The sequence below is a fragment of the Streptomyces sp. NPDC002265 genome, assembly GCF_040296125.1.
GTDB lineage: Bacteria > Actinomycetota > Actinomycetes > Streptomycetales > Streptomycetaceae > Streptomyces.
Window position 1 is genome coordinate 72,653 of sequence record NZ_JBEOWS010000002.1, and the last position, 20,643, is coordinate 93,295.

The window sequence follows — 20,643 nt, forward strand, 5'->3', positions numbered from 1 at the left end:
CCTGGGGCAGGCCTGCACGAGGCCGCCTGGAGCCGGACGGGCCCTGGTTCCGCGGCCCTAGCTCTCCGGCTGCTCGATGAGCTGCGCGAGGTAGAGCGCCTCACCGAGCTTCTCCACCAGCTCCAGCTGGGTGTCGAGGTAGTCGATGTGGTGCTCCTCGTCCTCCAGGATCGACTCGAAGATGTTCGCCGACGTGATGTCGCCCTTCTCGCGCATCACCTTGATGCCGCGCTTGAGCCGGTCGATCGCCTCCACCTCGACCTGCCGGTCGGCCTCGAACATCTCCTTGACGGTCTGGCCCACCCGCACGTGGAACAGGCGCTGGTAGTTCGGCAGCCCGTCGAGGAACAGGATCCGGTCGGTGAGCACCTCGGCGTGCTTCATCTCGTCGAACGACTCGTGCCGCGTGTACTTCGCGAGCTTCGTCCAGCCGAAGTTCTCCTGCATCTTCGCGTGCAGGAAGTACTGGTTGATCGCGGTGAGCTCACCGGTGAGCTGCTCGTTCAGGAACTCGATGACCTCGGGGTCGCCCTGCATCGCGTCAGGCTCCTTCCACGTGGGGGAACTGCTGTGGTTGCGGGCGCATGATTGCACCGCCGTAGAAGATCGTCCAGTAAGTGCGTACTTAGTAAGTAAGTGCATGCTCAGTACGTTTTGGGTGGCTTTGTTCCCTTGGTCATGGGCACTGTCCGGGGTCTGTCAGGATGGAGGCATGGGTCATCCGGTGGAGTGCGAATCAGGCGAAGCGGCACGGTCCGAGCTTCCGCCGGGACAGCGGATCCAGCGCGGCTGGCCCGTCACGCACTACGGACCGGTACCCAAGTTCCGACCCGAGCGCTGGGAGTTCAGGGTCTTCGGGGCTACCGCCGACGGTGACAAGAGCTGCTGGAACCACGAGGAGCTGACGGCCCTGCCGTACACCACCGTCGTGGCCGATCTGCACTGCGTGACGAAGTTCAGCATGCTCGGCGCCGAGTGGGGCGGAGTCCCGGCGCGCGCCATCCTGGAGCTCGCCCCGCCCGCGCCGGCTGTCACCCATGTGATGGTGTGGGCGGAGTACGGCTTCAGCTCCAACCTGCGGCTGGCGGACTTCGCCGCCGAGCGCACCATCTTCGCCACCCACAAGGACGGCGAGCTGCTCACGGCGGAACACGGCTTCCCGCTCCGCCTGGTCGTCCCGCACCTGTACGCCTGGAAGGGCCCCAAGTGGGTCCGCGGTGTGGAGTACATGACCGCCGACCGCCGCGGCTTCTGGGAGGAGCGCGGCTACCACAACATCGGCGACCCTTGGCAGGAGCAGCGCTACTCGTACCAGGAGAAGCCCGGGGACGGCCCCGAGCTCTGAGAGCTCCGAGCCCCGGGTTCCGGGCCCCGGGTCAGCAGTGGCGGAGCTTCTTCAGCCGCTCCACGTCGGCAGCGTGCCCTTCCTTGCCGCCCGGCGTCTCGATGATCAGCGGCACCCCCGCCGTCGCGGGGTGGGTCATCAGCGCCCGGAACGGCTCCTCGCCTATGTGACCGGCGCCGATGTTCTCGTGCCGGTCCTTGTGGGCACCGGCCACGTCCTTGGAGTCGTTGGCGTGGATCAGCCTCAGCCGGCCCTCGCCGACGGTGTCCACCAGCAGGTCCAGGGTGCGGTGCATCCCGTCCGGGCCGGTCAGGTCGTGACCGGCCGCGAAGATGTGGCAGGTGTCCAGGCACACGCCCAGCTTCGGATGGGCGTCCAGCGCCTCGAAGTACGGCCCGAAGTCACAGGTCCGGGAGCAGAGCGAGGAGCCCTGGCCCGCGGTCGACTCCAGCAGCAGGTACGGGTCGTCGTCGTGGGTGAGCTCCTCCAGCAGCGGCAGCAGGTGTTCCCGCACCTGCCGCAGGGCCACGGACCGCTCCCGCCCGCCGGTCGCGCTCCCGGTGTGCACGACCACGCCGAGCGCGCCGATCTCCCGCCCGCGCCGCAGCGAGTGCCGCAGCGACTCCACGGACCGCTCCACGGTCGCCTCGGTGTGCGAGCCGAAGTTGATCAGGTACGGGGCGTGCACGTACGCGGGGATCGACCCGGCCGCGCAGGCCGCGCGGAACTCCTCGTCCTGCCGCGGGCTGCCCGACGGGGTGGCCCACCCGCGGGGGTTGGCGACGAAGACCTGCACGGCCTCCGCCCGCAGGTCGCGGGCGTACGCCAGCCCCACCGAGTTCAGGCCGCCGGCCACGGGGACGTGACCGCCGACGGGGTTGCGGGAGGGGCCGGACTGCTCGTGTCTCACCCGTTCAGGGTGTCATGGCGCCGGCCGTGCCCCGGCACCGGCCGCACCCCTTCCGCGAAGCGTCACAGGTCAGCTTCAGTACCACCCGATACCGGGCTTCCGCAGGAGGTCCGTGCGCGACGGCTCGTAGACTCGGCTCGTGGATACGACCCTTCAGGACCCCCTCGTCGGCCAGGTGCTCGACGGCCGGTACCGCGTCGACGCGCGGATCGCCGTCGGCGGGATGGCCACGGTCTACCGGGCCGTGGACACCCGCCTGGACCGCGTCCTCGCGCTCAAGGTGATGCACCCGACGCTCGCGGTGGACGGCTCCTTCGTCGAACGGTTCATCCGGGAGGCGAAGTCCGTCGCACGGCTCGCGCACCCCAACGTCGTCCAGGTCTTCGACCAGGGCACCGACGGGTCGTACGTGTACCTCGCCATGGAGTACGTGGCCGGCTGCACCCTGCGTGACGTGCTGCGCGAGCGCGGGGCGCTGCAGCCGCGGGCCGCCCTGGACATCCTGGAGCCGGTGCTGGCCGCGCTGGGCGCCGCCCACCGGGCCGGGTTCGTGCACCGGGACATGAAGCCCGAGAACGTCCTCATAGGGGACGACGGGCGGGTCAAGGTCGCCGACTTCGGGCTGGTGCGGTCCGTGGACACGGTCACCAACACCACGGGGACGGTGCTGGGCACCGTCTCGTATCTCGCGCCCGAGCAGATAGAGAACGGCACCGCCGATCCACGTGTCGACGTGTACGCGTGCGGTGTCGTCCTGTACGAGATGCTGACCGGCGACCGGCCGCACGAGGGGGACTCCCCCGCCGTGGTGCTCTACAAGCACCTCCACGAGGACGTGCCGCCGCCCTCGGCCGTCGTGCCGGGGCTGCCGTACCCGCTGGACGAGCTGGTCGCGTCGGCCACCGCGCGCACCCCGGACGTCCGGCCCCACGACGCCGTGGACATGCTGGCCGAGCTGCGCCGGACCCGGGAGGCGCTGAGCGACGACCAGCTGGACGCGCTGCCGCCGCAGGCGGTGGCGCCGTCGCACGACAACGCCGAGGACCGTACGAGCGTCATCCCGCGGTCACTGACCGTGCCGCGGCCGCTGCCCGTCAACGAGGACGACGAGCCCGGGGCGGGCTTCCAGCGCACCAGCAGGCTCCAGAGCCCGCCGCCGCTCCCGCCGCGCCGGGACGCCTCCGGGGCCCGGCGGCTCGCCCTGGTCGTCGCGGCCGTGCTGGTGGTGTTCGGTGTCGGCACCGGCGTCTGGTACATCAACTCCGGCCAGTTCACCAAGGTCCCGCCGCTGCTGGCGAAGACCGAGGCGCAGGCCAGGAACCGGCTGGAGGCGGCCGGGCTGAAGGTCGGCACGGTCAAGGAGGCCTACAGCGACACCGTCGAGCGCGGCACGGTCATCGGCACGGACCCCGCGCCGGGGGCGCGCATCCGCGACCACGACGCCGTCACGATCACGCTGTCCAAGGGCCCGGAGACGGTGAAGGTGCCGGACCTCGCGGGATACCGGCTGGACAAGGCGCGGGCGGTGCTGAAGGACAGCGGGCTGGAGCCGGGCCTGGTCACCCGCGCGTTCAGCGACGACGTGCCCCGGGGCTTCGTGGTCGCCACCGACCCGCAGCCCGGTGCGACCCGGCACTCCGGTGCGGCGGTCGCCCTCACGGTCAGCAAGGGCAGCCCGGTGGACGTGCCGGACGTGACCGGCCAGGACCTGGCGGACGCCAGGGCCGCACTGACGGAGGCGGGCCTGAAGGCGGAGATCGCCACCACCCGGGTCAACTCGGAGTACGACGCCGGGCAGGTCGCGGAGCAGACCCCGGCCGCCGACGGCCAGGCGGCCGAGGGCGACACGGTGACGCTGACGCTGTCCAAGGGCCCGGAGATGGTCGCGGTCCCGGACGTGGTCGGCGCCGGTGTCGACGACGCCAGGAGCCGGCTGGAGGCCGCCGGATTCCAGGTCGAGGAGGACCGGGGCCTGCTCGGTCTGTTCGGCGACACGGTCAAGAAGCAGTCGGTGAAGGGCGGCGACAAGGCGCCCAAGGGATCGACGGTCACGATCACCATCCGGTGACCGCAGCCGTCGGCCCCTCCGGTGGACCGGCCCGCAGGGCCCGGGGGACCAGCGCAGAACAGCGGGCGGGGGGCGAACCCCCGCCCGCCGCGGCACTCCGGGCGAGACTCGAACGTCCCGCCTGCCGCGGCGCCCCGGACAGGTCCTAGAAGGCAGGACGCTCCGGGTCGAGTGCGGCCAGTCCGGATGCCGGTGACGACGCCTGGGCGAAGTGCCGCCGGGGGATCCGGCCGGCCAGCCGGGCCAGCCGCCCCGCCTCCACCCCGTGCCGCATGGCCGCGGCCATCCGCACCGGCTCCTGCGCCCGGGTCACCGCCGAGGCGAGCATCACGGCGGCGCACCCCAGCTCCATCGCCAGCGCCACGTCCGACGCCGTACCGGCGCCCGCGTCGAGGATCACCGGCACCTGCGCCTGCTCGACGATCAGCTGGAAGTTGTGCGGGTTGCGGATCCCGAGCCCCGACCCGATCGGCGACCCGAGCGGCATGACCGCGGCGCACCCCACGTCCTGGAGCCTGCGCGCCAGCACCGGATCGTCGTTCGTGTACGGCAGCACCGTGAACCCGTCGTCCACCAGTGTCTCCGCCGCGTCCAGCAGCTCGACCGGGTCCGGCAGCAGCGTCCGCTCGTCGGCGACCACCTCCAGCTTGACCAGATCGGTGCCGAGCGCCTCCCGGGCCAGCCGCGCGGTCAGCACGGCCTCGCCCGCGGTGAAGCAGCCGGCCGTGTTCGGCAGCACCCGGATCCCGAGCCGCTCCAGCACCGACAGCACGGATCCGTGCACCGAGGCGTCCACCCGCCGCATCGCGACCGTGGTCAGCTCGGTGCCGGAGGCGGCCAGCGCGCGCTCCAGCACGTCGAGGCTGGGCGCACCGCCCGTACCCATGATCAGCCGGGACGAGTACGGCGTACCGCCGAGGACGAAGGGATCGTCGGCCATCGGTCAGCCTCCCTGGACGGCGGTGAGGACCTCGACCCGGTCGCCCTCGGACAGTGCCGTGACCGGCCACTGCCCGCGCGGGACGACGGTCTCGTTGACCGCGGCGGCCACGCCGGACGGCGCCGCGGTGAGCGTGCGCACCAGGACGTCGAGGGCCGTGCCGGCCGCGATCAGCCGGGGCTCCCCGTTGACGGAGACGGTGACGGCGGGGGCGGGGGTGGCCGGGGTGCTCATACGGGCTGCTCCGTGAGTGCGGCGGCGGCGAACCGCCGGGGGGTGAAGGGACGGGCCTCGTCCGGCAGCGAGCCGGTGGCCAGCGTGTGCGCGAGCACGTCGCCGGTGACCGGGGTGAGCAGCACCCCGTTGCGGTGGTGCCCGGTGGCCAGCAGCAGACCGTCCAGTCCGGCCGGGCCGAGCAGCGGCGCGTTGTCCGGGGAGGCGGGGCGCAGCCCGGCCCGGGTCTCGGTGAGCGGCAGCTCGGTCAGGCCCGGCACCAGCTCGTGCGCGTCGCGCAGCAGCTCGTACACGCCGCCCGCGGTCACCGTGGTGTCCCAGCCCAGTTCCTCGCTCGTCGCGCCGACGACCAGCTCGCCGTTCTCCCGCGGCACCAGGTAGACATGCCCGCCGCGCACCACGGCCCGCACGGTCCGGCTCAGGAAGGGCGCGTACCGGGGCGGCACGGCCAGCCGGAGCACCTGCCCCTTCACGGGCCGCACCGGCGGCCGTACGTCCGGCGGGAGCCCCGCGAGCCGCCCGCTGAGGCTGCCGGCCGCGAGCACCACCTGTCCCGCGGCCAGTGCCGCGCCCTCGCGGGTGACGATCCCCGCCGCCCGCTCCCGGGTGACCTCCAGCCGTTCGGCCCACTCCCGGTGGAACACCACCCCCGACCGCTCGCAGGCGGCCACCAGGGCGGCCGCCAGGCGCCGTGGATCGACCTGGTGGTCGCCGTCGACCCGCAGCCCGCCGCGCACGCTCGGCGCGAGCATCGGCTCCAGCCGCCGGCACTCCCGTCCGGACAGCCACTCGGACTCCAGCCCCGACTGCCGCTGGAAGACGTGCAGTTCGCGCAGCTCGGCCCGGTCGTCGGCGTCCAGCGCCACGGCGAGCGTGCCGCAGCGGCGGTATCCGAGGTCGTGGCCGGTGCGGTCGGTGAGCTCCGCCGCGAAGTCCGGCCAGCGGCGGGCGGAGGCGAGGTTCAGGCCGAGCAGGGTCTGCTCGCCGTAGTGCAGTTCCGTGACGGCGGCCAGCATCCCGGCCGCCACCTGCGCGGCCCCGCCGCCGGGCTCGGGATCCACCACGGCCGTGGCGAACCCGCGCTGCGCGGCCCGCCACGCCGTCACGAGTCCGATGATCCCGCCCCCCACGACGAGGACGTCTGACGTACGCGTAGGCGACATGGGCGTCCAGCCCCTCCCTTCGCCGGCATGACCCGGATCAGGTTCGTACGGTCGGAGGCCGCCAGCCTCCCTCTCAGCCCGGTGCGTCCGGGCTCCCGCGAGTGCTTTACGTTGACCACCCTAGCCCGACGCCGTAAATCTCAGTAAGGGAGCCTTCGCCCATGGCCCGTTCGCTCGACGGTCTCGTCCTCGCCCCGGTGGCCGACCAGGCCGCGGGCCAGGTCGGCACCCGCACCCGGTTCACGTACCACGAGGAGGACGGCGCGATCTGGGCCGAGTACGCGGGCGGGGACGTCGTGCGCGGGCGGCTGGTGGGTACTCGTACGGGTGACCGGCTCGACTTCCGGTACGTCCAGCTGGTGCAGGACGGCACCACGTCGAGCGGGCACTGTGCGTCGACGGTCGTCGAACTCCCCGACGGCCGGGTGCGGCTGGAGGAGACCTGGGAGTGGGAGTCGCGGCCGGGCAGCGGGACCAGCGTGGTCGAGCAGCCGGCCGGGCAGCCGGGGCGCCGGTGACGGAGCCGCCCTCCGAGCGGCGGACGGCCGGTTGTCTATGGTGATCGAGTGAGCGAGCAGACGCAGCAACGAGTGACCTCGGGACAGCGGCGCGTGGTCGTCGTCGGCGCGGGCATGGCCGGGGTGCAGACCGCGGTCGCCCTGCGGGAGCTGGGCTTCACCGGCGCGGTGACCGTGCTCGGCGCCGAGCCCCACCAGCCCTACGACCGGCCTCCGCTGTCCAAGGCCGTGCTGCTCGGCAAGGCCGAGGGCTCCGCCTTCGACGTCGAGTTCGAGGCGCTCGGCATCGAACTGCGCCTGGGCTGCGAGGTGTTGGGAGTCCGCCCGGACGACCGGGAGGTGGACACCGCCGGCTCCGGCACGGTCCCGGCCGCGGTGCCCTACGACGTCCTCGTCCTCGCCACCGGGGCCGAACCGCTCCGGCTGCCCGGCACGGAGGGCGTGCCCGGCGTGCACCTGCTGCGCACCCTCGACGACACCGCGCGGCTGCGGCCGGTACTGGCCCGGCAGCACGACATCGTGGTCGTCGGCGCGGGCTGGATCGGCGCGGAGTTCGTGACGGCCGCCCGGGAGGCGGGCTGCGCGGTGACGGTCGTCGAGGCGGCGGACCGTCCGCTGTCCGGCGCGCTGCCCGCCGAGGTGGCCGCCCCGATGACCGCCTGGTACGCCGACAGCGGCGCCGAGCTGCGCACCCACGCGCGCGTGGCGCACATCGAGCCCGGCGAGGTGGTGCTCGACGACGGCACCCGGCTGCCCGCGGGCGCGGTCGTGGTCGGGATCGGGGCCCGCCCCACCACGGATCTGCTGGCCGGCTCCGGCATCGCCCTCGGCCCGCACGGAGAGGTCCTGGCCGACGCCTGCCTGCGCACCTCCGTCCCCGACGTCTACGCGGTCGGCGACTGCGCCTCCTTCCCCTCGGGCAGGTACGGCGAGCGCCTGCTGGTCCACCACTGGGACAACGCCCTCCAGGGGCCGCGCACGGTCGCGGCGAACATCGTCGGCGACGCCACCGGCGAACCCCCGGTGAGCTACGACCCGGTGCCCTACTTCTGGTCCGAGCAGTTCGGGCGCTTCGTGCAGTACGCGGGCCACCACGCCGGCGCCGACACGACCGTGTGGCGCGGCGACCCGGCCGGTCCCGCGTGGACCGTGTGCTGGCTGCGCGAGAACCGCCTCGTCGCGCTGCTCGCGGTGGGGCGCCCCCGTGACCTGGCCCAGGGCCGGCGGCTGATCGAGGCCGGGGCGGCGATGGATCCCGTGCTGCTGGAGGACCCCGCGCGACCGCTGAAGGCGGCGACGGCGTAGCCCGCCGGGGGCAGCCCGGCTGTGCACGGTCGGTCCGGGATGGCAGTCTTGAAGGCGTGACCGAGATTGACGCAAAGATTGATGCTCTCGTCCCCGCCTGGCTCACCCTTCCCGACATCGCCGAGATGCTCGACGTCGAGGTGACCCGGGTGCGGCAGCTGGTCAAGGAGGGCCAGCTCATCGCCGTACGCCGGGGCGAGAACCGGGCGCTGCACGTCCCCGCCGCCTTCATCGACGAGGACAAGGTCGTCAAGGGCCTGACCGGGACCCTGACACTGCTGCGGGACGACGGCTTCTCCGACGAGGAGATGCTGGAGTGGCTGTTCACTCCCGACCCGAGCCTGCCCGGCACCCCCGCGCAGGCCCTGAGCGAGAATCGCGGCACGGAGGTGAAGCGCCGCGCCCAGGCGCTCGCCGTCTGACCTGCTGATCCGAACAACCGTCCGGCGTACGGCCGCGGCCCGCGGCAGTGGTGCACCGCGGCCGTACGCCATCGCACACCGCCCCGCCAGGGGCTCCGGGGGGACCCACGCATGCCCGACACCGCCACCACCGCACGCGCCGCGCTCGCCGACGCCCGCCTCTACCTCTGCACGGACGCCCGGAAGGAGCAGGGCGACCTCCCGGAGTTCCTGGACGCGGTCCTGGCCGGCGGGGTCGACATCGTGCAGCTGCGCGACAAGGGCATGGAGGCGGCCGAGGAGCTGGAACATCTGGCGGTCCTGGCCGACGCCTGCGCCCGGCACGGCAAGCTGCTCGCGGTCAACGACCGCGCGGACGTCGCCCACGCCGCCGGGGCCAGGGTGCTCCACCTCGGGCAGGGCGACCTCCCGGTCCCCGCCGCCCGCGCGATCCTCGGCGAGGACGTCCTCGTGGGCCGCTCCACGCACTCCGCGGCCGAGGCGGAGGCCGCCGCCGTCCAGGACGGCGTGGACTACTTCTGCACCGGCCCCTGCTGGCCGACGCCCACCAAGCCCGGACGCCACGCGCCCGGCCTCGACCTGGTGCGCCACACCACCGCCCTCGGCACCGGCCGTCCCTGGTTCGCGATCGGCGGCATCGACCTCGGCAACCTCGACGAGGTGCTCGACGCGGGCGCCCGGCGGGTCGTCGTGGTACGGGCGATCACCGGCGCGGACGACCCGGGCGCGGCGGCGGCGGAGTTCGCCGAGCGGCTGCGCAAGGCCTGACGTCCCGGGCGCCGCCGGACGGCGTCCTGTCCAAGGGATGGACAACAAGTCGACAATTCGGGCAAATTTCCCGCATTCGGTTGGGTGTCCGCCGCCCCCTGGCTAACCTGCGGGTATGGCCCTTGGAACCGCGTCCACCCGGACCGACCGCGCGCGTACCGTGCGCGACATGCTCGCCACCGGCAAGACGGTCCACTCCTTCGAGTTCTGGGCCCCGAAGACGGAGAAGGGCGAGCGCAACCTGTGGAACGCGCTGCGCCGGGTGGAGGCGGTCGCCCCGGACTTCGTCTCCGTGACGTACGGCGCGGGCGGCTCCACCCGCTCCGGCACCGTGCGGGCGACCGAGCAGATCGCCTCGGACACCACCCTCACCCCGGTCGCCCACCTCACCGCGGTCGACCACTCCGTCGCGGAGCTGCGCAACATCATCGGCCAGTACGCCGACGCCGGGATCCGCAACATGCTCGCGGTGCGCGGCGACCCGCCCGGCGACCCCATGGCCGCCTGGGTGCCGCACCCGCAGGGTCTGACCTACGCCGCCGAACTCGTCCGGCTCATCAAGGAGTCCGGCGACTTCTGCGTGGGTGTGGCCGCCTTCCCGGAGATGCACCCGCGCTCCGCCGACTGGGAGTCCGACGTCGCGCACTTCGTCGACAAGTGCCGGGCCGGCGCCGACTACGCCATCACGCAGATGTTCTTCGAACCGGAGTCGTACCTGCGGCTGCGCGACCGGGTGGAGGCGGCCGGCTGCGCGACCCCGGTGATCCCCGAGGTCATGCCGGTCACCAGCGTCAAGATGCTGGAACGACTGCCACAATTGAGCAACGCAGCGATCCCGGAGGCCCTGAAAGAGCGGATCCTCACAGCGAAAGAGGATCCGGCCGCTGTACGCTCCATTGGCATCGAATACGCCACGGAGTTCTGCGCGCGGCTTCAGGCCGAGGGAGTGCCCGGACTGCACTTCATCACGCTCAACAACTCCACGGCTACGCTGGAAATCTACGAGAATCTGGGCCTGCACCACCCACCGCAGGCCTAGACCGGCCGTACCCGGATACGACACACTGCGTAGCGGCCACTGGGAGAGGGGCGTACATGGGCTGGACGGTCCTCTACATCGCGTTCGGCATCGTCGCACTGTGGCTGCTCGGCGAGGTGCTGTTGCAGTACAAGGCGCGGCTGCGCTGGCGGCTGCTCGCCTTCGGAGGCTTCCTCGGCGTCGTGCTGGGTGTGCTCATCCCGTCCGTGATCGTGATCGGACTGGGCGCCGCCGCCTTCGCGGTCGGCCAGACCTACGTCACCCTGTCGTTCCGGCGCGGCTTCGCGGCCGGCTGGGCGGTCAAGCGTCCGGACGAGGACGACGAGGGCATCGGCGCCGTCGCGGGCTTCGCGCGCCGCCGCGGCCGGGGGGAGCAGGACCCGGACCTGGACGTCGTCGGTCCGGAGGGCCCCGAGGACGGTTACGACGACGGTGACCACGCCGACGACAGGGCGGCGTACGAGCCGGAGAAGGCGGCCTACCTCCAGGACGACGGCTACGAGCGCGACGACGTGTTCACCGCGGACCGCTCCGGCGAGCCCGCGGCCGCCGAGAGCACCGCGGTGTACGAGCCGCAGCCGATGCCCGACGACACCGGCTCCTACGGCGTCTACAACAACAACTCCTACGCTGCCAACGGCCAGCCCCAGGACCAGTACGCGACGGCCGCCCAGGGCGCCGACCAGTCGTACTCCTACGACGGCTACTCGGGCTACCAGCAGTACGGCTACGACACCACCGGCCAGCAGCAGCAGTACGCGGCCTACTCGGACCCGTACATCGGCACCCAGACCTACGGCGGCGGCACCTCGTACGACACCTCCGGCTACGGCGTCCAGTACGACCAGCAGAACTACGGCCAGGACCAGTACGCCGGCGGCTACGGCGGCGAGACCCCGGCCGGTGGGGTGTGGGTGCCGCAGCAGCGCAGCACCGACGGCCAGTACGGCGGCGAACTCCCGCAGGAGCAGCAGCAGTACCCGTACCAGGGCGACGGCCAGCACCAGGGCAACGGCCAGCAGCAGGGCAACGGCAACGGTTACGACGAGCAGTACCGTTTCTGACGGCCCGGGGGCCGGTCGGCCCCCGGGGCCGCGGCCCTCACTGCGAGCCCCGGAAGTCCGGCCCCTCCACGATCAGTCCGGCGACCAGCGCGCCCGACATCCCGGCGTGCGGGAGACCCCCGCCGGGATGCGACCGGCCGCCCACCCGGTACAGCCCCGGCAGCGCGGTGACGTTGGACGCCCGCAGGAAGCGGCCGGCACCGGCGGCCAGCGCGGGGGCGCCGAGCGCGCCGAACCCTGACCCCGTCCCCTCGTCCCCGGCGCCCGGGGCGCGCACCTCGCGCCACAGCAGCCGCTCGCGCAGCCCGGGCACGGCCTGTTCTGCGGCCTCGACGAGCAGGTCCGCGAACCGCTCCTCGGTACCCTGCGCACCGGGCGGCGACACGGCCGACAGCACCACGGACTCGTGCTCCCCGTCGGGGCGCAGGGCGGGGTCGTCCGGCCGCAGCACCGTCACGGTGGGCCGCGCCGGCTCGTCCGTGGCGCGGTGCAGGCGGTCCAGCTCGGCCGTGCGGTCGGGGGCGTGCACCACCGTCCGGTGGACGGCATCGGGCCCGGGGCGCCCGCGCAGTGCCAGGAACACCGTGAACCGGCCGGGACCGGGCCCGGCCGCGGCCGCGGGCCGCAGGTCCTCGGGCCCGTACAGCTCGTGCCCGGTCATGGCGCTCAGCCGCTCGGGCGCCACCCCCGCCACCACGTGGTCCGCCTCCGCCACCGACCCGTCGGCCAGCTCCACCCCCGCGGCCCGCCCGTCCTTGTCCAGGATCCGGCGGACCTCGGTCTCGAACGCGAACTCGACCCGGCGTTCCAGACATCGCTCGTACACCGCGCGCGCCAGCTCGCGCATGCCACCGCGGACGTACCAGGTGCCGAAGGCGTGCTCCATGTACGGCAGCACGGCCGCGCTCGCCGGGGTGTCCCGCGGATCCAGGCCGTAGCCGAGGGCGTGGCTCTCCAGGAGCGCGGTGAGCCGGGGGTCGCGCAGTTCCCACGCGCCGATCTCGGCGAGCGTGCCGGCCTGCCGGGTGCGCAGCAGCCGCTTGTGCGGGACCGCCGGGTAGGGCTCACGCTCGGCCAGCACCGCCCAGTCGGCCCACAGGGGTTCCTCCAGCAGCGGCCGGCGGGTGCGGTCCCAGGCCTCGCGGGCCCGCACCAGGAAGTCGCCCCAGCGCTGCCCGGCACCCGCCCCGAGGGCCAGGTCCAGGGCGGAGACGACGCCCGCGCGGGAGGCGTTGGGCAGCGAGACCTCCGAGCCGTCCGCGAAGACGTGCCGCGCGGACGGGTCGACCTGGACCAGCTCGACGCACTCCTCCAGCGGCGCTCTGCCGGTCTTGACGAACAGGTCCCGGTAGACCGCGGGCACCGGCAGCAGGCCGGGACCGGTGTCGAAGCCGAACCCGTCCCGCTCGAAGCGGCGCACCGCACCGCCGTACGTCCGCGTCCGCTCGTACACCGCCACCCGGTGGCCCGCGACGGCCAGCCGGGCAGCGGCCGCCATCGCGCCCATCCCGGCGCCGATCACCGCAATCCGTGCCATGCCTGCGACTTTATCGACCGCCACCGACAGCCCGGGCCGCGGCCGGTCGGTCCGGCGGCCGGTCGGTCTGCGGCCGGTCGGTCTGCGGCCGGTCGGTCTGCGGCCGGTCAGTCCGGCGGCCGTCCCGGGCGCGCGGCCGGCCCGAGCTCCTCGCGGCCGAGCCGGCGTTCCTCGCGCCGCTGGGCCCGGCGGCGCAGGAACCGCCGGATCCGCGAGACCAGCAGGAACAGCACGACCAGCCCCGCCAGCAGCAGCGCACCCGCGACGATCGCCGCGGGCAGCGGGTGGAACATCGCGAACGTGACGATCCCGGCGACCCCGAGATCCTCGGCCATGCTCACGATCAGGTTGCTGAACGGCTCGGGCGAGGTGTTCACCGCCATCCGCGTCCCGGCCTTGACGGTGTGGCCGGCCAGCGCCGTCGAACCGCCGACCAGCCCCCCGACCACGTCGGAGAGCGAACCGCTGTGCCCGGCGAGCAGCGCGCCGACCCAGGCGCCGACGACCGGCCGGACCAGCGTGTGCACCGAGTCCCAGGCGGTGTCCACGTACGGGATCTTGTCGGCGACCGCCTCGCACAGGAACAGCACGCCCGCCACGGCGAGCACCTCGGGCCGCTGGAGGGCCGCGGGGATCTCGTCGCTCACCCCGGTCGCGCCGAAGACGCCGAGCAGCAGCACCAGCGCGTAGGCGTTGATGCCACTGGCCCAGCCGCTGGTGAACACCAGAGGGAGTACGGACACGTCCGCGATCGTAGCCATGCGGGGACGGCACGTCATGGGCGCAGGTGCGCAGGACTGAGTACCTGTACCCAGCGGGCGAGATGAGTACGCGCGCGGATGGGGCGCGACCTGCGGGAACGAGAGAGTGGAGGCACGGGAAGGGGCCATGGTCCGGCACCGCCGACACGGGGCGGCGGAACGGTCCGGCCCTCGACCGCTCCTTCCGCCGACCCGGTCGGCGGGAGCGAGACACGGGGGATCCCGGGGGAACGACCGAACGGGGAACCGACGGGGGAGCACGGGGACACGGGAAACACGGGGGTACGGCGAAGTGGCGGTCCGGGACGGGCCCGGGGGGGCGCCGGCGGGGCGGCGCCGCACGTTCGTGTGCGCCGCGCGGGGCGCGGCGTGCGGCCGCGTGCGGCGGGGGCGGTGCCCGGGCCACGCGCGGCGGGGGCACCGCCGGACAGGCGCTAGCGGCCGCCGCTGACCCGGCCCTGGAGCAGCCGGGACAGCGCCGCGTGCACGTCGTCCAGCGACCGTTCCGGCTGGAACGCCTGCCAGTCCAGGGCGGCCACCAGCACCATGCCGACCAGCGCGGCCGCGGTCAGCTGCACGTCGATCTCGTCGCTGAACTCGCCGCCCTCGATGCCCTCGCGCAGCACGCCCTCGACGACGGCCACCGCCTGCTGCCGGACCACCATGAGCGTCGACTGCCAGGCCCGGTTGGTCCGCCACAGCTCGGCCACGTACAGCTGGGTGAAGGCCGGGTAGCGGTCGATGAAGACGAGCCCGGCGCGGATCATCGCGTCCAGGGCGTCGACCTTCGTGCCGCCCTCGCGCTCGGTACGCACGGCCGCGTCCCGCAGGGACGCGGTCAGCAGTCCCACGCCGTGCCGCAGCAGCTCCTCGAAGAGGACCGACTTGCTCGCGAAGTTGTAGTAGACCGTGCCCTTGGCGACCCCGGCACGCTCGGCGATCTCGTCCACCGTGGTGGCGGAGAAGCCCTGCTCGGCGATGAGCGTGACGGCGGCCTCGTAGAGCTTCTGCCGGGTGGCCTCGCGGCGGGTGCTGCCGCCCGACGTGGCGCTGCTGCTTTCCATGGCGTCGATTCTCACAGCAACCGGGGCCCGGACCGGTCCCCGGGGGATCACAGGGTCAGCTCCGGGTGCAGCCGGTCGAGCGTCCACACCTGGCGGCGGCGCGCCGACAGCGCGGTCAGCGCGAGGGCACCCGCGGTGAACGCGGCGAGCACGGCACACGCCTGCCACACCGGGCCCAGACCGCCGCCCGTGATGAGCCGCCTCAGGGCCGCGACGACGTAACTCATCGGCAGGAAGGGGTGGATCGCGTCGAAGAAGCGCGGACTGGTCTGTACGGGGTACGTGCCGCCTGCGGACGTCAGCTGGAGCATCAGCAGGGCCAGGACGAGGATCCGGCCCGCCGCCCCGAAGCGCGCGTTGAGCCACTGCACGAGCGCCGCGAAGCACGCCGACACCAGGAACAGGAAGCCGACGGTCCCGGCCGCCCGGGTCATCTCCAGCCCGATCGCCCAGTGCAGCACGGCCATCAGGGCCGTCGTCTGGAGCACGCCGACCGCGACCACGGGCAGCCAGCCGGCCAGCGCGATCCGCCAGGCCGGGGCGCCCGCGGCGAGCGCGCGCCGGTTCATCGGCGGGATCAGCATGTACGCCACCATCGCGCCGACCCACAGGGACAGCGGGATGAAGTACGGGGCGAACCCGGTGCCGTAGTTGGGCGCCTTGTGCAGGTTCTGCGAGGCCAGCTTGACCGGGTCGGCCATGACCCCGGTGCGCCGGTCGCGGTCCTGCTCGTCGTAGTCGGGGATCCGCGCGGCGCCGTCGTGCAGGCCGCCGGCCAGGGTGCCGGAGCCGTCGACGAGCTTGTACATGCCGCCGCTCAGGTCGTCGGCGCCCGAGCCGAGCCGGCCGACACCCGCGTCGAGGTCGCTCGCGCCGGTCCGGGCGGTGCCGAGTCCGGTGTGCAGCCGCTTCGCCCCGGCGGCGACCCGGGTGGCGCCGGCGTTCAGCTTGTCGATCTTGGAGACGGCGTCGTCGAGGTCCTCGGAGAGGTGCGGCGCGCGGTCGGCGAGCGCCCGGGCCTGCTTCTGGAGCAGAGCGAGCTGCCCGTCGAGCTTCTTCAGGTCGCCGTTCTGGTCGGCGATCAGGGTGTTGAGGTCGTCGGCGATCGACGCCACGTCGGCGGCGGCCTCCTGGGCCTTCTTCAGATCGGCGCAGGCGGCGTCGGGCAGCACCGGGGCCGTGCAGCGCCGCTCGTAGACGTCGTGCAGGGTGTCCGAGGCCGCGTGGGCGCCGTCGGCGGCCGCCGGAGCCGTCTTCACCAGGACGCCGAGGTTGCGGCGGATCGCGCCCGCCGAGTCGGCGACCAGCCGGGCGGTGTCCCCGATGGTCTTCTCGTTGTCCGCGACGAACGGGCCCACCGTGTCCGCGATGCCGTCGACCCGGTCGGCCAGCGCCTGGGTGCCCTCGGCGACCTGCCGCGAGCCGTCCGCCAGGTCGCCCGCGCCCGAGTCGAGCTTCTTCAGGCCCCGGGCGAGCTCGGTGCTGCCGGTGCGGGCGTCCGCCAGCCCGTCGGCGAGGTCCTTCGAGCCCTGCTCGGCCTTGCCGATGCCGTGCTTGAGCCGGTCGGCGCCGTCGGCCGCCTTCACCGTCTGCCCGTGGATGTCGGAGAACGAGACGAAGATCCGGTCCAGGAAGGACCGCGACGCCTTCGTCGACGCCGCCGTGCGCACCTCGGCGAACACCGTCCGCGAGATCTGCCCGACGATGTAGTTGTTCGCGTCGTTCGTGCGCACCTGGAGCGCGCCCGTCTCGGGGGAGTCGCCCGAACTGGACGCGATACGACGGCTGAGGTCGGCGGGCATGGTCAGCGACAGGTAGTACGTGCCGTTCTCCACGCCCGCGCGTGCCTCGGCGGCGCTCACCTCGTGCCACTCGAACGTCCTGCTGTCGCGCAGCCCCTCGGTGAGGTCGTGGCCCGCGTCGATCCGCTTTCCGCCGACCCGGGTTCCCTCGTCCTCGTTCACCAGGGCCACGGGGACGCGGTCGAGCCGGCTGTACGGGTCCCAGAACGAGCACAGGTAGAGCGCGCCGTACAGCAGCGGCAGCAGCAGAAGCGCGATCAGGGCGGCGCAGGGGAGCTTGCCCCGGCGGAAGCGGCGGAGCTCAAGAGCGGCCAGTTTCGGCGAGCGCATCGGCCGCCTCCTTCTTCGCTTGGGGGTCGGTTCCGGGGCCGGCTTCCGGGCCGCTTTCCGGCCCGGACTCCGGTTCGGCTTCCGGGTCGGTTTCGGGATCCGTGCCGGGATCCGTGTCGGTGTCGGTCCCGGGGCCGGTCTCCGCGTCGGGGCCGGTCTCCGTGGTGGAGGCCGGCCGGGCGGAGACGGCCGTCGTGCCCTCGGGGGCCTCGCTGCACACCGCGACGACCGTGGTCCCGGCGTCGGCGAGGGACCTCAACAGTTCCCACACGTCGGCCCGTTCGGCCGCGGAGAGCTTGAGGTCGGTGTCGTCGACGCCCAGCAGGCGGGGCCGTCCGATCAGCGCCAGCGCGACGGACAGACGCAGCGCCTCCAGCCGCTCCAGGTCGCGTACGGCGGTGCGCGGGCCCTTGGGCAGGGTCGCCGGGTCCAGGCCCGCGGCGGCCAGCGCGGTGCCGACGCGCAGCCGCTCCTCGGCCGACCGCTCCGCCCGGGGGCGCAGCAGCCCGCGCAGGGAGTCCCCGAACCGCCGCTGGAGCAGCGCCCGTTCGTGCAGATGCTCGCCGACGGTCAGGGCGGGGTCGAGGTCCGTGACACCGGGCACGTTCGCCAGTGCCGCGAGCCGGCGCACCCCCGCCGACTGCTTCGGCAGCCGCACCCCGCCCACGGTCGCCGTGCCCCGTGTCGCCTTCATCCGCCCGGTGAGCGCGAGCAGCAGGCTGGTGCGGCCCGACCCGGACGGTCCCTCGATCGCGATCAGCGCGCCCGGCTCGGCCTCGACCGAGACCCCGCGGAACGCCCAGCCGCGGGGGCCCTCGAGCCCGAAGTCCCGGGCCGTGACGGCGGCGCCGTCCCCGGCTCCCCCCATGCCCATCCCGTTCATCCCCTATTTTTGAACTGACTGGTCAGTGCAAAAACTAACCCGAACCTTCGCTCGAAGCAAAAGCCCAGGTCGGAACGGATTGTCAGTGGCATACCGCACGATGGGCACATACGGCCACAGTGCCGTCACCAGACGACAGGAGGTTCGTCATGGCCAGCTCGAACGCAGCCGCCGCCCACCGGCGCCGCGCCACCGGCCCTGCCCCCTCACTGACCGGACCGGCGAGCGACGTGCACCCCGTGCTGCGCCGGACCACGGCCCCGCCCGCCGCCCTCGACCTGCTCGCCCAGGCCCGTGCCGGACTCGACGAGGCCGCCGTCCTGGAAACACCGAACGAGCGCTACGCGACGGCCCACCTCGCCGCCCTGCGCACCGCCGCCGCCGTGCTCGCCGCGCGCGGCCGCCCGGAGTCCAACCCCCGGCGCCGGCCCAGGATCCGCAGCGCCTGGGAAGTGCTCCCCGAGATCGCGCCCGAACTCACCGAGTGGAGCGCGCTGTTCGCCGCCGGGGCCCGGCGGCGCGCCCGGGCCGAGGCGGGCATCCAGGGGGCCGCCAGCCGCCGGGACGCCGACGACCTGATACGCGACGTGGCGATGTTCGTCCGCATCGTCGAACGGCTGCTGGTGCTCCAGCCGGTGCTTCCGCAGGCACGCCAGGACGCGGGATGACCGGCCCCGTACCGGCCGCGACGGACCCGCGGGCCGGGCCCCGGACCTCCCGCGCGGCGCGCTGCCGTCGGAGCCCGTGCGGGGCCCGGCCGGCATGCGGTCCGATGACCGGGGGAGGGGTCCGAGGCAATAGGGTGGACAACGCCTGAAGCCGTCCCGCCGCCCGCGCACCGGGCCGGGACGGCACCCCCGTTCGCTCCGCCGTACCAGAGGCGGTGCCGTGCCGAGGAGTCGACTGCCGTGCCGGACCCGATGCGCCCCCGTGCCTCCCTCCGTACCGCCGTGGTCTGGGAGGTTCTCCAGGACGCCCTCGACCGCAGGGTCAAGGCCACCGGGCGTGAGTCGCTGGACGTCCTCGACAGCGGAGGCGGCAGCGGCAACTTCGCCGTTCCCGTCGCCCGGCTCGGCCACCGGGTCACCGTCGTCGACCCCAGCCCCAACGCGCTGTTCGCGCTGGAGCGCCGCGCCGCCGAGGCCGGGGTCGCCGACCGGGTGCAGGGCGTCCAGGGCGACGTGCACGGACTGTTCGACGTGGTCGAGCGCGGCGGGTACGACGCCGTGCTCTGCCACGGCGTCCTGGAGTACGTGGAGGACCCCGCCGAGGGCGTGCGCAACGCGGTCGCCGCGCTGCGGACCGAGGGTGTCCTCAGCCTCCTCGCGGCCGGGCTCGGCGGCGCCGTGCTCGCGCGGGCCCTCGCCGGTCACTTCACGGAGGCCCGCCAGGCCCTGAGCGACCCGGACGGCCGCTGGGGAGCGGGCGACCCCGTGCCGCACCGCTTCACCGCCGAGCAGCTCACCGGGCTGGTCGAGGGCGCCGGTCTCAGGGTCGGCGCCGTGCACGGCGTGCGGATCTTCGCCGACCTCGTCCCCGGCGTGCTCGTCGACACCGAGCCCGGAGCCCTGGAGGCGCTGCTGAAGCTGGAGGAGGCCGCGGCCGAACTGCCGGCCTTCCACTCCGTGGCCACCCAGCTCCATGTGCTCGGTGAGACGCACGAGGCCGCCGAGGCCTGAGCGGTGCGTCGCTGATCAGGGGCTTGGCCGCAGATGGAGTACGCCACAGGCCCCCCGTTCGGGCGCTGTCCGCCGTATGATCGAGGCAGACCACCCGGCATGACGGGGCGGCCGCCGGGGAATGGAAGCCTCAGCGAGCCCGAACGTTCATGCCGGATTCTGGTTGGCCAATTGGTGTAGAGGGGCGGGTTTCACGGGGGCGATTCCCTGCCTATCCTGAAGGGACCCCCCGGGTCGCCCCGGCGACTGCACGATGAGGAGGACTCCGTGCCGCTCTCGGAGCACGAGCAGCGCATGCTCGAGCAGATGGAGCGAGCGCTGTACGCCGAAGATCCCAAGTTCGCGTCGGCGCTTGAGGGAAGCGGGCTGCGTACGTACACCCGGCGGCGGGTCTACCAGGCGGTCGCGGGCTTCCTCGTAGGTATTGCGCTCCTCATGGCCGGAATGGTCGCCAAGCAGGTGTGGCTCAGCGTGGTGGGCTTCCTCGTCATGCTGGGGTGCGCGGTGCTCGCCGTGACCGGCTGGCGCAAGGCACCCAAGCCAGGCGAACAGCCTGCCGGGGCCGGGCAGCAGCCGCGCCGTCAGACACGAGCCAAGCGGTCCATGATGGATCGCATCGAACAGCGCTGGCAGCGGCGTCGTGACGAGCAGGGCCACTGAGGTTCCGAAAGCTCCCCGAGCATGACCGAGGGGGGGGGCCACCCCCGGGGGTCAACCCCCCGGGGATGCGACCCCCCCGGTTTGCCCGGGCGGGCGGTCCCGCCCCCGGGGGGGGGCCGGGGCGCCGGTGGCGCCCTGTGGTGCCGGGGCG

General features: G+C 73.6%; 21 protein-coding genes and 1 riboswitch. Of the genes, 11 read left to right on the forward strand and 10 right to left on the reverse strand.

Translation table 11 applies throughout. From position 1 onward, the window contains the following. Nucleotides 1-57 precede the first annotated feature (57 nt). Complete coding sequence (bfr, locus tag ABT085_RS00750) at nt 58-537, reverse strand: bacterioferritin (RefSeq protein ID WP_314222655.1); 480 nt, start codon at nt 535-537, stop codon at nt 58-60. Nucleotides 538-712: 175 nt separating this feature from the next. Between bfr and ABT085_RS00755 the strand changes: the two genes are divergently transcribed. Beyond that, nucleotides 713-1,345 (forward strand): sulfite oxidase-like oxidoreductase, encoded by a 633-nt coding sequence (locus ABT085_RS00755; RefSeq protein WP_351600066.1) that lies wholly within the window; start codon nt 713-715, stop codon nt 1,343-1,345. Nucleotides 1,346-1,376: 31 nt separating this feature from the next. Here the strand turns inward: ABT085_RS00755 and ABT085_RS00760 are convergent, their stop codons facing one another. Next, complete coding sequence (locus ABT085_RS00760; RefSeq protein WP_351600068.1) at nt 1,377-2,255, reverse strand: deoxyribonuclease IV; 879 nt, start codon at nt 2,253-2,255, stop codon at nt 1,377-1,379. A 139-nt stretch (nt 2,256-2,394) separates the two neighbouring features. Between ABT085_RS00760 and pknB the strand changes: the two genes are divergently transcribed. Beyond that, nucleotides 2,395-4,323, forward strand: coding sequence for a Stk1 family PASTA domain-containing Ser/Thr kinase (pknB, locus tag ABT085_RS00765; RefSeq protein ID WP_351600070.1), 1,929 nt, complete (start codon nt 2,395-2,397; stop codon nt 4,321-4,323). Nucleotides 4,324-4,468: 145 nt separating this feature from the next. On the opposite strand, the gene ABT085_RS00770 is transcribed toward pknB, so the two are convergent. The 3 genes from ABT085_RS00770 to thiO all read right to left on the reverse strand — a co-directional run bounded on the left by ABT085_RS00770 (nt 4,469) and on the right by thiO (nt 6,660). Further along, on the reverse strand, nt 4,469-5,263 hold the full coding sequence (locus ABT085_RS00770) for a thiazole synthase (RefSeq protein ID WP_351600072.1): 795 nt from the start codon (nt 5,261-5,263) through the stop codon (nt 4,469-4,471). A gap of 3 nt (nt 5,264-5,266) precedes the next feature. Then, nucleotides 5,267-5,497, reverse strand: a complete 231-nt coding sequence (thiS, locus tag ABT085_RS00775; protein WP_351600074.1) for a sulfur carrier protein ThiS — start codon at nt 5,495-5,497, stop codon at nt 5,267-5,269. Beyond that, on the reverse strand, nt 5,494-6,660 hold the full coding sequence (thiO, locus tag ABT085_RS00780) for a glycine oxidase ThiO (protein ID WP_351600076.1): 1,167 nt from the start codon (nt 6,658-6,660) through the stop codon (nt 5,494-5,496). Before thiO ends, thiS begins: the two co-directional genes overlap by 4 nt. Beyond that, a riboswitch (TPP riboswitch) is annotated at nt 6,658-6,769 on the reverse strand. It overlaps the preceding gene by 3 nt. Nucleotides 6,770-6,821: 52 nt before the next feature. Here thiO and ABT085_RS00785 point away from each other — a divergent pair. The 6 genes from ABT085_RS00785 (at nt 6,822) to ABT085_RS00810 (ending at nt 11,776) form a co-directional block, all read left to right on the forward strand. Further along, entirely contained in the window at nt 6,822-7,178 is a 357-nt protein-coding gene (locus ABT085_RS00785) for an avidin-fold protein (RefSeq protein WP_351600078.1), read from the forward strand. Between the two features lie 48 nt (nt 7,179-7,226). Beyond that, entirely contained in the window at nt 7,227-8,483 is a 1,257-nt protein-coding gene (locus ABT085_RS00790; protein ID WP_351600080.1) for an NAD(P)/FAD-dependent oxidoreductase, read from the forward strand. 56 nt (nt 8,484-8,539) lie between these two features. After that, complete coding sequence (locus tag ABT085_RS00795; protein WP_005478255.1) at nt 8,540-8,905, forward strand: Rv2175c family DNA-binding protein; 366 nt, start codon at nt 8,540-8,542, stop codon at nt 8,903-8,905. A 111-nt stretch (nt 8,906-9,016) separates the two neighbouring features. Then, nucleotides 9,017-9,673 carry a thiamine phosphate synthase gene (gene thiE / locus ABT085_RS00800; protein WP_351600082.1) on the forward strand — a complete coding sequence of 219 codons (657 nt, stop codon included), beginning with the start codon at nt 9,017-9,019 and terminating at the stop codon, nt 9,671-9,673. 115 nt (nt 9,674-9,788) lie between these two features. Continuing rightward, nucleotides 9,789-10,712, forward strand: coding sequence for a methylenetetrahydrofolate reductase [NAD(P)H] (metF, locus tag ABT085_RS00805; protein WP_351600084.1), 924 nt, complete (start codon nt 9,789-9,791; stop codon nt 10,710-10,712). A gap of 56 nt (nt 10,713-10,768) precedes the next feature. Further along, nucleotides 10,769-11,776 (forward strand): SCO2102 family sporulation regulator, encoded by a 1,008-nt coding sequence (locus ABT085_RS00810; protein ID WP_351600086.1) that lies wholly within the window; start codon nt 10,769-10,771, stop codon nt 11,774-11,776. A 37-nt stretch (nt 11,777-11,813) separates the two neighbouring features. Here ABT085_RS00810 and ABT085_RS00815 read toward each other — a convergent pair whose 3' ends face one another. The 5 genes from ABT085_RS00815 to ABT085_RS00835 all read right to left on the reverse strand — a co-directional run bounded on the left by ABT085_RS00815 (nt 11,814) and on the right by ABT085_RS00835 (nt 18,153). Next, on the reverse strand, nt 11,814-13,313 hold the full coding sequence (locus ABT085_RS00815) for a phytoene desaturase family protein (RefSeq protein WP_351600088.1): 1,500 nt from the start codon (nt 13,311-13,313) through the stop codon (nt 11,814-11,816). A 107-nt stretch (nt 13,314-13,420) separates the two neighbouring features. Beyond that, nucleotides 13,421-14,056 carry a DUF4126 domain-containing protein gene (locus tag ABT085_RS00820; protein WP_351600090.1) on the reverse strand — a complete coding sequence of 212 codons (636 nt, stop codon included), beginning with the start codon at nt 14,054-14,056 and terminating at the stop codon, nt 13,421-13,423. Between the two features lie 452 nt (nt 14,057-14,508). Next, nucleotides 14,509-15,138 (reverse strand): TetR/AcrR family transcriptional regulator, encoded by a 630-nt coding sequence (locus tag ABT085_RS00825; RefSeq protein WP_351600092.1) that lies wholly within the window; start codon nt 15,136-15,138, stop codon nt 14,509-14,511. A gap of 47 nt (nt 15,139-15,185) precedes the next feature. Then, a complete protein-coding gene (locus ABT085_RS00830; RefSeq protein WP_351600094.1) occupies nt 15,186-17,270 on the reverse strand; it encodes a YhgE/Pip family protein in 2,085 nt (694 codons plus the stop codon). Next, nucleotides 17,242-18,153 carry an ATP-binding cassette domain-containing protein gene (locus tag ABT085_RS00835; protein WP_351600096.1) on the reverse strand — a complete coding sequence of 304 codons (912 nt, stop codon included), beginning with the start codon at nt 18,151-18,153 and terminating at the stop codon, nt 17,242-17,244. Before ABT085_RS00835 ends, ABT085_RS00830 begins: the two co-directional genes overlap by 29 nt. A 149-nt stretch (nt 18,154-18,302) precedes the next feature. On the opposite strand from ABT085_RS00835, the gene ABT085_RS00840 reads away from it, so the two are divergent. From ABT085_RS00840 to ABT085_RS00850, 3 genes are all read left to right on the forward strand, one after another. Next, nucleotides 18,303-18,821 (forward strand): SAV_6107 family HEPN domain-containing protein, encoded by a 519-nt coding sequence (locus ABT085_RS00840; protein WP_351600098.1) that lies wholly within the window; start codon nt 18,303-18,305, stop codon nt 18,819-18,821. Between the two features lie 240 nt (nt 18,822-19,061). Further along, a complete protein-coding gene (locus tag ABT085_RS00845) occupies nt 19,062-19,832 on the forward strand; it encodes a methyltransferase (RefSeq protein ID WP_351600100.1) in 771 nt (256 codons plus the stop codon). A gap of 267 nt (nt 19,833-20,099) precedes the next feature. Continuing rightward, nucleotides 20,100-20,492, forward strand: coding sequence for an SCO2097 family morphological protein (locus ABT085_RS00850; RefSeq protein WP_351600102.1), 393 nt, complete (start codon nt 20,100-20,102; stop codon nt 20,490-20,492). Nucleotides 20,493-20,643: the final 151 nt, after the last annotated feature.

Coding starts and splice junctions, on each gene's coding strand:
- bfr (WP_314222655.1), bottom strand. CDS start 537: ATGCAGGGCGACCCCGAGGTCATCGAGTTCCTGAACGAGCAGCTCACC.
- ABT085_RS00755 (WP_351600066.1), top strand. CDS start 713: ATGGGTCATCCGGTGGAGTGCGAATCAGGCGAAGCGGCACGGTCCGAG.
- ABT085_RS00770 (WP_351600072.1), bottom strand. CDS start 5,263: ATGGCCGACGATCCCTTCGTCCTCGGCGGTACGCCGTACTCGTCCCGG.
- thiS (WP_351600074.1), bottom strand. CDS start 5,497: ATGAGCACCCCGGCCACCCCCGCCCCCGCCGTCACCGTCTCCGTCAAC.
- thiO (WP_351600076.1), bottom strand. CDS start 6,660: ATGTCGCCTACGCGTACGTCAGACGTCCTCGTCGTGGGGGGCGGGATC.
- ABT085_RS00785 (WP_351600078.1), top strand. CDS start 6,822: ATGGCCCGTTCGCTCGACGGTCTCGTCCTCGCCCCGGTGGCCGACCAG.
- thiE (WP_351600082.1), top strand. CDS start 9,017: ATGCCCGACACCGCCACCACCGCACGCGCCGCGCTCGCCGACGCCCGC.
- metF (WP_351600084.1), top strand. CDS start 9,789: ATGGCCCTTGGAACCGCGTCCACCCGGACCGACCGCGCGCGTACCGTG.
- ABT085_RS00810 (WP_351600086.1), top strand. CDS start 10,769: ATGGGCTGGACGGTCCTCTACATCGCGTTCGGCATCGTCGCACTGTGG.
- ABT085_RS00815 (WP_351600088.1), bottom strand. CDS start 13,313: ATGGCACGGATTGCGGTGATCGGCGCCGGGATGGGCGCGATGGCGGCC.
- ABT085_RS00825 (WP_351600092.1), bottom strand. CDS start 15,138: ATGGAAAGCAGCAGCGCCACGTCGGGCGGCAGCACCCGCCGCGAGGCC.
- ABT085_RS00830 (WP_351600094.1), bottom strand. CDS start 17,270: ATGCGCTCGCCGAAACTGGCCGCTCTTGAGCTCCGCCGCTTCCGCCGG.
- ABT085_RS00835 (WP_351600096.1), bottom strand. CDS start 18,153: ATGAACGGGATGGGCATGGGGGGAGCCGGGGACGGCGCCGCCGTCACG.
- ABT085_RS00840 (WP_351600098.1), top strand. CDS start 18,303: ATGGCCAGCTCGAACGCAGCCGCCGCCCACCGGCGCCGCGCCACCGGC.